The organism is Lentzea sp. NBRC 102530, assembly GCF_030269365.1.
GTDB lineage: Bacteria > Actinomycetota > Actinomycetes > Mycobacteriales > Pseudonocardiaceae > Lentzea.
The window spans coordinates 168,615-183,684 of the sequence record NZ_BSTF01000017.1; the positions used below are offsets into that span (position 1 = coordinate 168,615).

At 70.6% G+C, this 15,070-nt stretch carries 11 protein-coding genes; 5 read left to right on the top strand and 6 right to left on the bottom strand.

Features of this window, described 5'->3' with window-relative positions:
- The first annotated feature begins 95 nt into the window (after window positions 1-95).
- Both QSK25_RS35890 and QSK25_RS35895 read left to right on the top strand, forming a co-directional pair.
- The gene (locus QSK25_RS35890) at window positions 96-3,833 is read left to right on the top strand and encodes a Pls/PosA family non-ribosomal peptide synthetase (RefSeq protein WP_285645048.1); all 3,738 of its coding nucleotides are present in this window, start codon (window positions 96-98) and stop codon (window positions 3,831-3,833) included.
- On the top strand, window positions 3,830-5,029 hold the full coding sequence (locus QSK25_RS35895) for a M1 family metallopeptidase (RefSeq protein WP_285645049.1): 1,200 nt from the start codon (window positions 3,830-3,832) through the stop codon (window positions 5,027-5,029). The genes QSK25_RS35890 and QSK25_RS35895 overlap by 4 nt, the downstream gene beginning before the upstream one ends.
- On the opposite strand, the gene QSK25_RS35900 is transcribed toward QSK25_RS35895, so the two are convergent.
- The 4 genes from QSK25_RS35900 to QSK25_RS35915 are packed head-to-tail and all read right to left on the bottom strand — an operon-like array spanning window position 5,007 to window position 8,829.
- On the bottom strand, window positions 5,007-5,663 hold the full coding sequence (locus tag QSK25_RS35900) for an NUDIX hydrolase (protein WP_285645051.1): 657 nt from the start codon (window positions 5,661-5,663) through the stop codon (window positions 5,007-5,009). The genes QSK25_RS35895 and QSK25_RS35900 overlap by 23 nt on opposite strands.
- Before the next feature lie 18 nt (window positions 5,664-5,681).
- Complete coding sequence (locus tag QSK25_RS35905; RefSeq protein ID WP_285645053.1) at window positions 5,682-6,842, bottom strand: adenylosuccinate synthetase; 1,161 nt, start codon at window positions 6,840-6,842, stop codon at window positions 5,682-5,684.
- Window positions 6,839-7,819: a hypothetical protein gene (locus tag QSK25_RS35910; protein ID WP_285645055.1), complete on the bottom strand. Its 981-nt coding sequence runs from the start codon at window positions 7,817-7,819 to the stop codon at window positions 6,839-6,841. Before QSK25_RS35910 ends, QSK25_RS35905 begins: the two co-directional genes overlap by 4 nt.
- Before the next feature lie 2 nt (window positions 7,820-7,821).
- The gene (locus tag QSK25_RS35915) at window positions 7,822-8,829 is read right to left on the bottom strand and encodes a serine/threonine-protein kinase (RefSeq protein ID WP_285645056.1); all 1,008 of its coding nucleotides are present in this window, start codon (window positions 8,827-8,829) and stop codon (window positions 7,822-7,824) included.
- Window positions 8,830-9,192: 363 nt separating this feature from the next.
- Here QSK25_RS35915 and QSK25_RS35920 point away from each other — a divergent pair, with 363 nt between their 5' ends.
- Entirely contained in the window at window positions 9,193-10,275 is a 1,083-nt protein-coding gene (locus QSK25_RS35920; protein WP_285645058.1) for a mechanosensitive ion channel family protein, read from the top strand.
- A gap of 29 nt (window positions 10,276-10,304) precedes the next feature.
- Here the strand turns inward: QSK25_RS35920 and QSK25_RS35925 are convergent, their stop codons facing one another.
- Complete coding sequence (locus tag QSK25_RS35925; RefSeq protein WP_285645060.1) at window positions 10,305-10,655, bottom strand: MerR family transcriptional regulator; 351 nt, start codon at window positions 10,653-10,655, stop codon at window positions 10,305-10,307.
- Window positions 10,656-10,697: 42 nt separating this feature from the next.
- Between QSK25_RS35925 and QSK25_RS35930 the strand changes: the two genes are divergently transcribed.
- Together QSK25_RS35930 and QSK25_RS35935 are read left to right on the top strand one after the other, a co-directional pair.
- Window positions 10,698-11,378: an alpha/beta fold hydrolase gene (locus tag QSK25_RS35930; RefSeq protein ID WP_285645061.1), complete on the top strand. Its 681-nt coding sequence runs from the start codon at window positions 10,698-10,700 to the stop codon at window positions 11,376-11,378.
- Between the two features lie 100 nt (window positions 11,379-11,478).
- A complete protein-coding gene (locus QSK25_RS35935; RefSeq protein WP_285645062.1) occupies window positions 11,479-11,754 on the top strand; it encodes a hypothetical protein in 276 nt (91 codons plus the stop codon).
- A gap of 50 nt (window positions 11,755-11,804) precedes the next feature.
- Here QSK25_RS35935 and QSK25_RS35940 read toward each other — a convergent pair whose 3' ends face one another.
- Complete coding sequence (locus tag QSK25_RS35940; RefSeq protein WP_285645063.1) at window positions 11,805-15,044, bottom strand: S8 family serine peptidase; 3,240 nt, start codon at window positions 15,042-15,044, stop codon at window positions 11,805-11,807.
- Between the last annotated feature and the right edge of the window lie 26 nt (window positions 15,045-15,070).

Here is a 15,070-nt window from a genome sequence, read left to right on the forward strand (position 1 = left end):
TACGGGACTGTAAAGTTGGTCGGCTACCAGTTGCCGAGAGGGTGAGAAGTGACGCTGAAGTGACGATCGCGGCTGAACCCGTTGTCCTCCCATCGATGTTCACCGCAGGGCAGGCGCCGACACCGCGCACCCTCCTGGACATCCTGCGCGCGAGTGCCGAGAAGCACCCGAACGCGCTGGCCGTCGACGACGGCACCACCGCGCTGACGTACCGCGCACTGATCACAGAAGTACTGGAACTCAAGGAAAAGCTCGCGGCCGAGGGCGTCGGGGTCGGCGACCGGGTCGGCATCCGCGTGCCGTCCGGGACGGTCGACCTCTACGTCTCGATCCTCGCGACCCTCGCCGCCGGCGCGGCCTACGTGCCCGTCGACTTCGAGGACCCGGACGAGCGCGCCGAGCTCGTTTTCACTGAGGCACAAGTGAGTGCCGTGCTCGGCGAGGGCCGATCCCTTGTGCTGCACGGCACCCCGCTCGGCGTCCCGGGGGAACCGGGGCTGGACAACGACGCCTGGATCATCTTCACGTCCGGTTCGACCGGAAAGCCCAAGGGCGTCGCCGTCACGCACCGCAACGCGGCCGCGTTCGTCGACGCCGAGGCGCGGCTGTTCCTCCAGGACGAGCCGATCGGGCCGGAGGACCGCGTGCTCGCGGGTCTGTCGGTCGCGTTCGACGCCTCGTGCGAGGAGATGTGGCTCGCCTGGCGCTACGGCGCCTGCCTCGTGCCCGCGCCGCGTTCGCTGGTGCGCACGGGCATGGACCTCGGCCCGTGGCTGGTCGAGCAGGAGATCACCGTCGTCTCCACGGTCCCGACGCTGGCCGCGCTGTGGCCCGTCGAGGCGCTGGACGACGTGCGGCTGCTGATCTTCGGCGGCGAGGCCTGCCCGCCCGAGCTCGCGGAACGCCTCGCGGTCGACGGCCGCGAGGTCTGGAACACCTACGGCCCGACCGAAGCCACGGTCGTGGCGTGCGCCGCGCAGATGACGGGCACCGGCCCGGTCCGCATCGGCCTGCCGCTCGACGGCTGGGAACTCGTCGTCGTCGACGACCGGGGCGAGGTCGTGCCCATGGGCGAGTCCGGCGAACTGGTCATCGGCGGCGTCGGCCTGGCGCGCTACCTGGACGTCGAGAAGGACGCCCAGAAGTACGCGCCGCTGCCCTCGATGGGCTGGGACCGCGCGTACCGCAGCGGTGACATGGTCCGCGCCGAACCGGAGGGCCTCGTCTTCCTCGGCCGCGCGGACGAGCAGATCAAGCTCGGTGGCCGCCGCATCGAACTCGGCGAGGTCGACGCCGCCCTGTCCGCGCTGGACGGCATCGCGGGTGCCGCCGCGGCCGTGCGCACGACGCGGGGCGGCAACCAGGTCCTCGTCGGCTACGTCGTCACCGACGGCGAGTTCGACCAGGAAGCAGCCGTCGAACGGCTGCGCACCGAACTCCCGGCCGCGCTCGTGCCGCTGCTCGCGGTCGTCGACACGCTGCCGACGCGCACGTCCGGCAAGGTCGACCGCGCCGCGCTGCCGTGGCCGCTCGAGTCGATGGACACCGCGGGCGTGGTGTTCAGCGGCCTCGAAGGCTGGCTGGCGGAGCAGTGGGCGGCCGTGCTGGGCTCCGGTCCGGCGTCGGAGGGCGCCAGCTTCTTCGCGTCCGGCGGCAGTTCGCTGGGTGCCGCGCAGCTGGTCTCGCTGATCCGCACGCGCTACCCGAGCACGTCGGTGCAGGACGTCTACCAGAACCCGACGCTCTACAAGCTGGCCCGCAGGCTGGAGTCGTACGGCGAGCAGGCCGAGGTGCGCGAGGTCGCGCCGACGCCGCGCTGGACCGGCGTCGTGCAGACGCTGCTGATGGTCCCGCTGCTCACGATCGCCGGCGCGCGCTGGGTCGTCGCCCTCACGGCGCTGTCGAACGTCCTGGGCTGGACGTCGGTGTCGTGGTGGTGGGTCGCGGCCGGGTTCGCCGTGTTCCTCAGCCCCGCCGGACGGCTCGCGATCTCCGCCGGTGGCGCGCGGTTGCTGCTGCGCGGCGTGAAGCCGGGTACCTACCCGCGCGGCGGTTCCGTCCACTTGCGACTGTGGACCGCGGAGATGCTGGCGCAGATGTCGCGCGCCACCGAACTCTCCGGCTCATGGGTCACGCACTACGCGCGGGCGTTGGGCGCGAAGATCGGCGAAGGCGCCGACCTGCACTCGCTGCCGCCCGTCACGGGCATGCTGAAGGTGGGCCGCGGCGCCGCCGTCGAGCCCGAGGTCGACCTGTCCGGCTGGTGGATCGACGGCGACCGGCTGCGCATCGGCCGCATCCGGATCGGCGCGGGCGCGACCATCGGTGCCCGCAGCACGCTGTTCCCCGGCGCGCGGATCGGCAAGCGGGCCGAGGTGGCCCCCGGCAGTGGCGTCACCGGCTCCGTGCCGACCGGCCAGCGCTGGTCGGGCGTACCGGCCACGCGCGAGGGCAAGGCCGCGCGGGCGTTCCCGTCCCGCCGCCCCACCCGGTCGCGCTTCTGGAACCTCATGTACGGCGTCTCGTCCGGCCTGCTGGCCGCGTTGCCGCTGCTCGCGGCCGCTCCGGCGGTGCTGTACGTGCTGCGCCGGCCCGTCACGCCGACGTCGGCGCTGTGGGACGTCCCGGTCGCGTCCGCGATCTGGTTCGGCTCGTACGCGCTGATCGTGCTGGTGGCCGTGCGGCTGCTCGGCATCGGCATGCGCGAGGGCCACTACCCCGTGCACAGCCGCGTGGCGTGGGCGGCGTGGACGACCGAGCGCCTGATGAACAACGCGCGCTCGGCCCTGTTCCCGCTGTACGCGTCGCTGTTCACGCCGGTGTGGCTGCGGCTGCTGGGCATGAAGGTCGGCCGCCGCGTCGAGGCCTCCACGGTCGTCGCGCTGCCGAAGATGACCCGCGTGGGCGACGGCGCGTTCCTGGCCGACGACACGATGGTCGCGTCCTACGAACTGGGCGGCGGCTGGCTGCGCATCGCCACCGCGCGCGTCGGCAAGCGGGCGTTCCTGGGCAACTCGGGCATGACCGCGCCCGGTCGCGCGGTGCCGAAGGGCGGGCTCGTCGGCGTGCTGTCGGCGGCCCCGAAGCGCGCCAAGGCCGGGTCGTCGTACCTGGGCATGCCGCCGATGAAGCTGCCGCGCGCCGCCGAGGTGTCGGACCAGTCGCGCACGTTCGACCCGCCCAAGCACCTGATGTGGGCGCGGGCGCTGGTCGAGCTGTGCCGGTTCGTCCCGGTGATGCTGAACGTCGCGTTGGTCGTGCTCGTCCTGTTCGCCTTGAAGGAGTTCGGAATCTGGGCGTCCGGCCTGGTGCTGCTCGGCGCCGGCGTGGCCGCGTGCCTGGTCGCCGTGATCGCCAAGTGGACGCTCGTGGGCCGGTTCAAGACCCGCGAGTACCCGCTGTGGTCGGCGTTCGTGTGGCGCAACGAGCTGGCGGACACGTTCGTCGAGGTCCTCGCGGTGCCGTGGCTGATCGGGTTCTCCGGTGGCACACCGATCATGAACCTGTGGCTGCGCTCGCTGGGCGCGTCCGTGGGCCGCGGCGTGTGGTGCGAGTCGTACTGGCTGCCCGAGGCGGACCTGGTGAGGCTCGGCGCCGGCGCGACGGTGAACCGGGGCTGCGTCGTGCAGACGCACCTGTTCCACGACCGGATCCTGCGGATGGACCGCGTCGAACTGGGCGCCGGGTCCACTCTGGGCCCGCACGGCATCGTGCTGCCGGGCGCGTCCGTCGGTGACCACACGACCATCGGACCCGCCTCGCTCGTCATGCGCGGAGAGGATGTACCGTCGGGAACCCGTTGGCTGGGCAACCCGATCTCCGCGTGGACATGAGCTTCTCCGTACACCATTACGCGCTAGAGCTTGACTACAAGCCGCACTCCGCGCGCCTCTCCGGGCGCGCGGTGCTGCAGGCTTCCTGTCCTTCTCCCCTGTCGTCGTTCTCGCTGTCCTTCGGGTCCCTGCGGATCTCGAAGGTGCTGGTGAACGGCAGGCCCGTGCGGTACGGGCACGCCGGAGGGGTCCTGAACGTGCGGGCGGCCGTGCGCGGGGCGTTCTCGGTCGACGTCCGGTACTCGGGCACGCCGCGCCCGATCTCCACGCCCGAGTGGGGCGACCTCGGCTGGGACGAGCTGACGGACGGCTCGATCGTGGCCTCGCAGCCGATCGGCGCGCCGTCGTGGTTCCCGTGCCTGGACGACCCGTCGTCGAAGGCGTCGTACCACCTGGAGGTCACCGCGCCCTCGCCGTACACGGTGGTGTGCAACGGGGTGCTGGTCGACGGCAAGGTCTCCGGCAGCACGACGCGGTGGACGTACTCGATGGCCGCGCCGATGGCGACCTACCTCGCGACCGTCCAGATCGGACAGTACGTCGAGGCGCTGCCCGGCATCTGGGCGCCTGCCCGGCTGAAGCGGCTGGTGGCACACGACTTCGGCCGGCAGAACGCGATGATCGAGCTGTTCTCGTCGCTCTTCGGGCCGTACCCGTTCGCCCGCTACGCCGTGGTGGTGACCGACGACGCGCTGGACGTTCCCGTCGAGGCGCAGGGGTTGTCGACGTTCGGGTCGAACCACGTGGACGGGCGCCGCGGTGCGGAACGGCTGGTGGCGCACGAGCTGGCGCACCAGTGGTTCGGCAACTCCGTCGGCATCGCCGCGTGGGAGCACATCTGGCTCAACGAGGGCTTCGCCTGCTATTCGGAGTGGCTGTGGTCGGAGGCGTCGGGCGGCCGTTCCGCGGACGCCTGTGCCGCTGCGGCGCGGGATCTGCTGCGCCGGTTGCCGCAGAACATCGTCATCGGACGGCCCGCGCGGGCCGACTGGTTCGACGACCGCGTCTACAAGCGCGGGGCGCTGACGTTGCACGCGTTGCGGCGCGAGATGGGCGACGACTCGTTCTTCGCGCTGCTGCGGGAGTGGTGTGCGCGCAACCGGCACGGGGTGGCGACGACCGAGGACTTCATCTCGCTCGCCGGGCACCGCGACCTGCTCACGCGCTGGCTGTTCAAGCCCGAACTGCCGCGCTAGCGGTGTTGTCCCACTTCCACACGAGCGGCGGACGTCCGCCCTTCGGCAGCGCGGCCGCGTGCTCGCTGGTGCGGCTCAGCCCCGGCACGCGGTCCATCGTGCGGCCCAGGTTGGCCGGGTAGGGCCGGTCGCCGGTCAGCGACTCGGTCACGTCGAGCGCCTGCGCCGTCGTGAACTCACGTCCCAGCAGGCCGGCGGTGAACGCCACGTCGCGCCACAGCTTGTCGGCGAACATCGGGCGGCAGTCGGCGACGATCCGGTCGTGGTCGAAGGCCAGCGGGGGCATGGCGTCGAGCGGTGCCCAGGTCAGGCCCTGGACCTCGCGCGGACGGGTGACCGTGGCCCACAGCGCGATCGACAGCGTCGGGCCGCGCGGGTCGCGGGACGGTTCGTCGAACGTGGCGAGCTGGCCCGTCGCCGTCACCGAGTCCTCGGCCAGGCCGAGCTTGCCGACGACGGCCCTGGTCGTGGCGTCGCGCAGGCGTTCGCCCCTGCCCAGCAGCACGCCGGGAAGGGCCAGCTCGTCCGCGAACGGCTCGTGCGCGCGCGGTGCGACTCCCACGAGCACCGCGCGCGCGTCCGGGTCGAACCGCAGCACGATCACGTCCACCGACACCAGAGTCGACTCGATCATGGCCGCGATTCTCCCCTCTCAGTTCCGGACCGGCGTGCGCACCTGGTAGTCGGCGCGGCTCGGCCCCGCCCCCGTGACCTCCACACCCACCCCCAGCAGGTCGCTGAGGTACGCCACGGGGTCCGTCAGCTCCACCAACCCCTCGATGGTGGAGACCTGCAGCCCCGTCGCGTCCAGGTGCGTCACGGCCAGTCCGTCGACGCCACCGCAACACCGGACCGCGTACCGCAGCAGTTCGGCGTCGAGGTGGCCCGCCCGCCACGCACCCTGGAACTCCCCCGTCCCGTTGTGCGCCTCGGGAAACCTCGCGAGGACCCCGGCGTCCTCGGTCGGCAGCGGCCCCGCCCCGTGCCGCGTCTGGTAGGTCCTGGTCACGCCGATCACGCGGGCCGGGCTGCCCTGGAGCAGCTCGCGGGCGTTGCGCGGGACGACCGTGGACCAGGTGGTGTGCGGGTGGAAGCCGTGGGTCTCGTCGAGGAGCACGCCCTGGGCGCCCTCGAAGACGATCCGGCCCTCGGGCAGTTCGGCGCCCGTGATCCGCACGGCGTCGGCGAACGCGCGGTAGAGCACGACCAGCTCGTCGACGCTGATGCCGTCGCCGATCAGCGGCTCGTAGAACTTCGCGAGCACGTCCAGGCGTTGCCGCAGCGTGCGCGGGTTCAGGCAGTCGCCGACCCTGGGAGCAGGGCCCGGGTAGCCGAGCACCTCCTGTCCCTCGACGACCTCGCCCTTCGTGTGGCCGGCGAGCAGGCCGTACCAGGCCGTCTCGCCGATGCCCTTGCCGCACGAGCCGTGCCGGTTCTCGCCCCTGGCGTTCTCGCGGGCCCGGTTCGCGGCCACGTGGAACGGCGTGGTGAGCAGGGCGCCGGCCGCGATCGACACCAGCGAGAGCGGGTCGTCGACGCCGATCGCCTCGAGTTCGCGCGACTCCGTGGCCAGTGCGATCGGCTCGACCAGAACGTGCGGGGAGAGCCAGGTCGGCACGCCCGCGAGCGTGCCGGACCCGAACTGGCTGAACGTGTGGTGCCGACCGTCGACGATCACGTTGTGCGCGGCCTGCGCGCCCCCGTTGAACCGCACGACCCTGTCGACCGGCCCGTCCGCGCACAGGGCGTCGACCACCGCTCCCTTGCCCTCGTCGCCGAACCCGAGCCCGACGACGATCACGTGGTCGTTCACGACAGCGCCACGTCGTCGGGGCCGTCGATGCCGAGCGGTGCCGCCACGACCGCGCGCTTGCTGTTGCCGACGGCGACCAGCGCCTTGCCGACGGCGTCGCGTTCGGCGGCCGACCCGACCTCGGCGAGGTCGACCAGCGCCTGGTCGAGGTCGACGACCTGCTCCTCCAGCCCGATCGTGGCGGCGATGAGCTCGCACACCGCGCCGGGGTCGTCCAGCTTGAGGAAGTTCTGGCCGAGGATCGCGCGCCAGTGCTCACCGATGCTGTCGTCGTGGAAGTACGACGACTGGTTGGGCAGGATGAAGTAGACGTGCCACTTCTTGGCGAGCTCGCGGTACACCGACACGGGGTCGATGTCCTGCTTGACGTCGTCGCCGATGACCCGGCGGATGTGCCTGGCCTCCAGCCGCGGCTTGTTCAGCTCGTCGCCGATGATGAACAGGTAGCCCTTGCGGCCGCGCTTCTGCCAGGCGTCCGTGACGACGTGCCGTGCGACGAAGTACGCCGCCAGCTCGTACGACTCGCTCTTCTGCCCACCTCCGTTGCCTTCGAGGAAGATGTCGCGCAGCTGCTCGTCCATCCGGTTGTCCGACTCGAACTGCCCGACCTGCAACGGCACGCGGTCGCTGTCGGCGTCCCCGATCCCGCCGAACATCAGCTGCGGGTCGGCGAGATATCCCTTGCGCTGCAACAACCCGTGCAGCTTGCCGAGCTTGCCCTGCATGATCATCGGCACGCTGCCCATCGAGCCCGTGACGTCGAACAGCACGGCGATCGGTGTCGAGTCGGCGTGGTCGGCCGAGTCTCTGCACTCGCGGAAGGCGACCTTGAACGGGTCGAGGCTCGGCGCCGCCTTCCAGCTCGACGCCGGCGTCGACTTGACCGAGGCGGTGTAGCCGAAGTCCGCGATTCCCTTGGCGGCGCGGAAGGTCCTGGCCGCGGCGTACGCGTTGTCGTCCCAGCTGCCGTGTCCCATGGTCATTCTCCTGTCTTGGGCATCGTGAACGGGCGGAAGGTCCTCGGCCCGTAGAGTTCTTCGAGCAGTTCGTCGTACTCGCCGATCAGGTCGGCGGCGTCCGGCCGCCGGCGCGGGTCGTCCTGCATGCAGCCCCTGGCGAACCGGCGCTGCCCGTTTTCTTCGGGCTGCAGGAGTTCGAGCATCAGCTTGTGTGCCATGTGGACGTCGGTGGCCGCGGTGACCGGGTCGTTGTTCACGACTTCCGGCGGGTACTCGATCGTCTTGCTGGTCGCCATCAGCCGTTCGTTCTCCTGCACCGCGAACGACCAGCCGACCAGGACGATCCCGTGTTGTTCGGGGTGCACCAGGACGTTGTCCCCGGTGACCGCGCCGTGCACGAGCCCGGCCTGGTGCGCACCGGCCAACGCTTTCAGGAGCCTGCGGTGCATCCAGGCGTAGTCGCGCCCGTCCAGGCCGTCCGGGAACGCTTCGCGGACTTCTTCGAGCGTCACGAAGCCGTCCCTGAGCGGGTCGAGCACCGTGAACGCCCGGGAGCCCTTCGCGGTCTCGCCCGAGGTGTCGAGGAGCCGCGGGTAGAACGGGCGCAGCCACGCGTTGCGGTCGGTGAAGCGTTCGAGCCTGCGCAGCGCCTCCCACTCGCCGTGCAGCAGCGGGTTGAGGCCGGGGTTGCGGACGACCTTGACCACGTACGGGCCGTCGGCCTCGTACAGGTTGGCGATGCTGCCGACCGCGAACGGCTCGCCGATCCGGTAGGCGCCGGTCCTGGTGGTCAGCGTGACGGTCTTCGCGTTGACCCACTCGTGGTGCAGGCGGGTGAGCTCGGCCTGGGCGGCGTGGGCGCGGGTGTTGGCCGGGCCGACCACGTCGGGGTGCAGGACCGAGGACAGCGCGCGGTACCGGCGCCGCGCCTCCCGGCACAGGTCGGGGTCGGTGGTGCGGGGTCCGAACAGCGCCTCGGGCGAGGTCGCGCGTTCGACCAGGTCCAGCGCTTCCGTCGTCGTGAGCATGGTTTGAGTCTTGCAGACTCAAACTCGGGACGCAAGGGCCGTGACCCAGGCGACAGCGGATTGCCTGGCGTCCTGCGCCTGAAATCCGCCGACCGGCCTCCTCGGCGTGTCACGCTCCGACACGCCGCAGCCAAACGGCACGCGGGGACCTCACGTTCGCGTGGACCGCACGCTGAGGCCCCGCGTGCGTCGAACAGGGGGCCTGCCAGGCGAGCCAGTACGGCTCCTCCGGCAGGCGCGCGAGTCCGATCAGGACAGGTCCCCCCGCGACCCCGGTTTCAAGGCGCGCGACTGAGAGCCGGTTCACGGTGTCTGCCGCGCCGGCCGCCGGGTACCCGTTCCCGATACACGGGAGGAGGCACAGTGCTTTTCGTCGTCTTGGGCTGCTCGGTGGCCTTCGCACTGCTGGTGGTGGAGGTGGTCCACCGGTTGGTGCGCCGGTTCAGCCACAGCGGCCGGATGTACCGGCCCGGTCAGGTGTTCGGGGCCCTGCTGGCCGCGCAGATAACGCTCAGCGCGTACCCGGTGGACGCGCCCGTCACGTTGCACGTGCTGGGGATCGCGTTGATCCTGGCCGGGGCCTGGTTGCTGGCCGCGTTGATCAGCACGCTGGTGGACCTGTCGCTGTCGCGGATCCGGACCGACGTCACGGACAACCGGCACGCGCGGCGGGTGCACACGCAGGTCGTGCTGGTGCGGCGACTGGTGCTGGTGGTCATCGGCGTGCTGGCGGTCGGGGCGATCCTGATGACGTTCCCCGGCGCGCGGGCGGTGGGGTCGACCGTGCTGGCTTCGGCGGCTGTCATCGGTGCTGTGGCGGCGTTCTCCGCGCAGTCGTTGCTGGGCAACCTGATCTCGGGGTTGCAGATCGCGTTCAGCGACGCGGTGCGACTGGACGACGTCGTGGTCGTCGAGGGCGAGTGGGGGCGGGTCGAGGACGTCACGCTCACGTACGTCGTGCTGCACCTGTGGGACGACCGGCGGTTGGTGCTGCCGACCTCGTACTTCCTCAAGACTCCCTTCGAGAACTGGACGCGCACGCAGTCGGCGTTGCTCGGGACCGTGGAGCTCGATCTCGACTGGACGGTGCCGGTCGAGGCGATGCGGCAGGAGATGCGGTCCATGCTGGAGGCCAGCGACCTGTGGGACGGCCGGGTGTCGGTGCTCCAGGTGACGCAGGCGACGCAGGGGTTCGTGCGGTTGCGGGCGCTGGTGAGCGCCGCCGACGCCGGAAAGCTCTGGGACCTCCGGTGTTTGACGCGCGAGCACCTCGTCGACTGGGTGCAGCGGCAGCACGACGGGGCGTTGCCGCACATCAGGACGCGCGCGCTCACGCAGAAGACCAAGCAGCAGCCCGCCGGCGACCAGCACACGGACGCGCGGGTGTTCGGCGAGAGCGTGGACGGGGCGTTGCGGGAGCAAGCGTTTGCGGGGCCCAAGCAGTAGGACCGAGCGGAGGGTCCGCGCAAAAGGGGTCAGGCCGCGGAGCGTTCGAGGATGCCGGCGATCAGGCCGCGGCACCGGGCGATCTCGGCGGCCTGGTCGTCCAGGCGGGCCACCTCGGCGTGCAGGGTCGCCAGCAGGTTCGCGCACGGGTCCAGGCGCGGCGAGGCGTCCACCACGCACGGCAGCAGCAGCGCGATGGTCGCGACGGGCAGGCCCACGTTGAGCAACGCCTTGATCCGGCGCACGGTCTCGACGTCGGCCTGCCGGTAGACGCGGTAGCCGTTCCCGGACCGTTCCGACGTGAGCAGGCCGCACTTCTCGTAGTGGCGGATCGAACGAGCGGAAACGCCGCACTCGGCGGCCAGTTCACCGATCAACACGCCTTGACCTTGACACCGGTGTCAAGCCCTAGCGTCGGCGGCATGAACGTGATCCTGCACGGCGCCCAGAGCACCGCGGCCGACTGGGCCCCGGTGAAAGCCCTGCTCGAGCCGGCCGAAACGCCCGAACGTCGCGGTCGCAACGGCGTCCCGCTGCCTGCGGAGTACAGCCTGCGCACCGAGGTCGACGACCTGCACGCCGTCCTCGACCGGCACGAGGACACCACCCTGATCGGCCACAGCTACGGCGGGATCATCGCCCTGCTCGCGGCGCAGGAGCGGACCGACCTCAGGGCGCTGGTGCTGTACGAACCGGCGATCGGCATCGACCCCGCCGCCGTCGACGCCTACGAGCAGGCGCTCGCGGACGGCGACCGCGACCTGGCCCTGGAGATCATGGTCGTCCGGATCGCGGGCGAGCCGGTCTTCCGCGACACCGCCCCCGAACGCTGGGAAGACGCGAAGACCATGCTCGACACGACGCTGCGCGAACTCAAAGCCGCCGTCGCCTACCGCTACGAGCCGCCGAAGCTGGACATTCCGGTCACGGTCATCGTCGGTGAGCACACGGATCACCTGTTCGGCCCAGCGGCGTGGGACGTCGTCCGGGACACCGGCGGCACCCTGGTCACGATCGAAGGCGCAGGTCACGTGGCTCACCTGACGCATCCGGAAGAGTTCGCGAAGATCGTGCAACCGCCCGCGGCGGCCACTCCGTCCTAGATCCATGAGAAGACCGCTCGCCGTCGCGTTTTGCGCGCTGGCTCTCGGGAGCTGTGGTACGAACGGGTCTCCAGCCGTGCCCTTGGCGGAGGTGCCAGCCGTGTCAGCAGCCACACCGGACAGGTTCCGGATCGAGCAGGCGAAGCGCGACGGCCACCTCACAGTGCCACTGACGATCGCCGTGCAGCAGGGACGCAGCGAGGAGGTCGAGCAGGCACTGAAGGCGCTGGGCGCGACCGTCGAGTCGCGGGATCCCAGAATCGGCTACCTGCGCGCCGAGATGCCGGTCGACAAGGTGGAAGACGCGCATCTGATCAAAGGTGTGTCCGCGATCGACGTGGACGAACCGATCGGCAACAAGTTGCCGGAACCGTAGAAAGCCCCAGAATCTCGTGGATCCTGGGGCTTTCTGCGTTCCTGACGGATCTAGCTGACCGCCTGCACGATCACCGCACCGCTGCCGATCACAGCGTTGTCGGCCGTGCGGACCTCGAGCTCACCGCGCAGCACGCGGCCGGCACCGGGCTGGGCCAGCGGCGTGATGACGCCCGTGGCGTTCCACGACGCACCGGCGGCGCGCTCGGCGTTGGCGTCGGAGACCGCCAGCGTGCCGAGGGACGACGCGGTGTAGACGTCGAAGTAGTCGTACTCCGTGGTGCCCGCGGGCACCGCGTAGCCGTCCACCAGCGCGATCCAGTTGCCCGCGGCGGGGTTGGTGATCGTCACCGACTCCTCGGAGTCCGCGTCAGCCGACTGACCGGCGAGCACGCAGCTGCCGGACGTGCAGTTGTACACGGACAGGTCGAGGTCGGCTGCCACGTCGGTGGTGTTGCCGATCGTGACGGTGAGTCGCGTCGAGCCCGGCGCGACGGTGATCGGGTACTGCTGCGAGGCCAGGTTGGCGATCGACGGACGGGCCGTCTTCGCGCTGCCGACCGCACCCGCCGCGAGCCGGCCGTTGAAGCTGGCCTGCGTGTTCGTGACCGAGTAGGTGCGCTCGATCGGGGTGCCGACCGTGCCGGACGCGATGACGTCCGGGTTCGGGCTGATCGACGTGCCGAGGACGGACGCGGTCACCGAGTACGGCGCCGAGTCGGCGTCGGAGGTGCGGCGCGCCTCGATCACGATCTCCCAGACACCGGCGATGGGGTTGGCCACCGTGCGGCTCGTCGGGGAGCCACCGGCGCAACCGGCGCCCGCGTCGGGGTTGTAGCAGTTGGTCGAGGTGTTGCTGTCGAAGCCCAGACCCTGCGGGGTGTAGCGCAGGAAGCGGACCTGGCCCTTGCCGGCCTCGGCGCCACCGGCGGTCATGTCGACCTTCAGCGCGGTCGTGCCCTTGGGCACGTTCACGAAGAGGCTGGTCGACTGGTTGCGCGCGATGGTGCCCGACTTGGTGACCGAGAACTTGTTGGCGGCGGTGAAGTTCTCCGACGCGAACACGGCGTTCATGGTCTGCGCGTCGACGCCGGGGGTCTCCGGGTTGTCGAGCTGCAGGACGGCGCTGTGCGCACCGGGGGTCTTGGCCTTGACCTTGACCGGGAACTGGACCGGCGTGTTCAGCGGCAGCTTGACCTTCTTGGCGGCCGTGAACGTGCCGTCGTTGCCCTTCCACGACACGTTGTACGTCTCGTCGTCGTGGCCCGTGGTGCGGGTCAGCGTGTAGGTGCGGGTGTACTCCTGGCCCGCCGTGACGCCTTCACGGTCGTGGATGCCGACACCGACGTTCGGGGTGGGCAGGATCTGTCCACTCTGGACGGTGTTGACCGCGACGGACGTGGTGACCTTGTCCGGCACGGAGTGCTTGTCCAGCAGCTTCCACGCGGCGTTGGTGTTGAAGAGACCCGCGCCCTGCTCGTAGGCACCGAGGGTGTCCACGAAGTTCGCGCTGCGCTGGATCGCGTAGCGCAGCTCGGCGCTGGTGGGGCGCTGGCCGTCGTGCGTGGCCTTGTACGCGCTCACGACCAGAGCGGCGGCACCGGTCGCCTGCGGGGCGGCCATCGACGTGCCGTTGAACTGCGAGTAGCCGGGCGGGAGGGCGTAGGTGCCCGCCACCGGACCACCGTTCTGCCAGCGCGGCGTGGTGGAGATCGCCGAGCCGGGCGCGACGATGTTCGGCTTGAAGCCGCCGTTCTCCGACGGGCCGCGCGACGAGAAGCCGTGCAGGTTCTGCTTCTGCGCGGTCTTCGAGCCGTAGTTGGAGAGCCAGGTCTCCTTGGTGATGTACGAGCCGACGCTCACCGCGTTGGTGGCGATCGACGGGTCACCGACGGTGTTGGCGCCCGCGCCCGAGTTGCCCGCAGAGATGAACAGCTGGACGTTGTACTCGTCGATCGTGCGGTTGTAGAGCTCCGCACGCGCGTTGTTCGGGGCGTCGTAGTTGAGCGCCGGGAGGCCACCGATGGAGATGTTCACGACGTCGGCGCCGTTGCGCGCGGCGTAGAGGACACCGTCGATGAGACCGGAGCTCGTGCAGGACGGGGTGGTGAGGCACGCCTTGATGGCCATCAGCTTCGCGCCGGGGGCCGCACCGGACATCTTGCCGTCGAACAGCTTGTGCGCCGCCGTGATGCCGGCGACGTGGGTGCCGTGCGCGGCCGAGATGCCGAGGTTCACGAACGGGGTGCCCGCGTTGTCGTAGATCGAGCGGTCGGTCTGCACGACGAACGCGACGCGGTCGACGACCGGGGTCGCGGGGTTGTCGACACCGAAGTAGCCGACGTCGTACTTGACCTTGTAGTCGATCATGCGCTTGTTGTTGGTGAAGTCGCCGTCACCGTCGACGTCGACGAAGACCTCCTTCGTCGTGATGTCCTGGAGGACACCGAAGACGTCGGTGCGGTCGCCGTCGCGGTTGATGTCACCGCCGGTCTCGCTGTTGGCGAGGTTCAGGTCGCCCGCGGTCTCGGCGAAGCGGCCGAACGAGTACGGGCCACCGGTCGCCGGCGCGGTCCACTCGCGGCCGCCGTCGGTGAACTTGCCGACCTTGCCGGTCTTGGTCATGGTGACCCAGGTGCCGTCGCCGGAGTTCGTGGCGTTCGCGTTGTACCAGTCGACGATCTTGCGCTGGCCCGTGCTGGTCGTCTGCAGGGCGGGCGTGTCGAGGTCGATGCCGGAGTCGATCACGGCGATCGTGGTGCCGCGGCCGTCCCACTTCGGGTTCGCGGTGGCGAACTGCGCCGCCTGCGTGTCCTGCGTCGGCATGTACGGGTTCGTGCGCGGGGTCTTCGAGTCCGGCGCCTTCTGCGGGGCCGGGGCCTCCATGCCCTGCGGACGCGGGTCGTCCACCGCGACCAGGCCGTCGACGTCGATCTTGTCGACCGACGCGAGCTTGGCGGCCTTCTCCGCGTTCTCCCGCGGGATGGTGACCTTGACGTAGTCGACGTCCTTCTCGGTCTTCTGGACCGTGGCGCCGAGCGCCTTGAGGTCGTTGACCGCGGCGTCGGTCTTGCCGGGCTCTGCGGCGACCAGCAGGTCGACGGTCGGCTTGCCCTCCAGGCCGGCCTTCTCGACGAGCGCGCGGTCGTCCTTGTCCAGCTGCTTGTCAGCGGCCGGGGTCTGCTGCGGTGCGTTCTGCGCGATGGCAGGGGTGGCGGCGAAGCCGAACCCGGTAGTGCCCAGCACCGCGGTCAGCAAGACCGTTCCGGTGCGGCGTCTCCAGTTCTTCACGGCGCATGTGCCCTTCGTGGGGAAAG

Bases quoted from the DNA above. Each gene is read 5' to 3' on its own strand.
- QSK25_RS35890 (WP_285645048.1), top strand. From the start codon at position 96: ATGTTCACCGCAGGGCAGGCGCCGACACCGCGCACCCTCCTGGACATC.
- QSK25_RS35895 (WP_285645049.1), top strand. From the start codon at position 3,830: ATGAGCTTCTCCGTACACCATTACGCGCTAGAGCTTGACTACAAGCCG.
- QSK25_RS35900 (WP_285645051.1), bottom strand. From the start codon at position 5,663: ATGATCGAGTCGACTCTGGTGTCGGTGGACGTGATCGTGCTGCGGTTC.
- QSK25_RS35910 (WP_285645055.1), bottom strand. From the start codon at position 7,819: ATGGGACACGGCAGCTGGGACGACAACGCGTACGCCGCGGCCAGGACC.
- QSK25_RS35915 (WP_285645056.1), bottom strand. From the start codon at position 8,829: ATGCTCACGACGACGGAAGCGCTGGACCTGGTCGAACGCGCGACCTCG.
- QSK25_RS35930 (WP_285645061.1), top strand. From the start codon at position 10,698: ATGAACGTGATCCTGCACGGCGCCCAGAGCACCGCGGCCGACTGGGCC.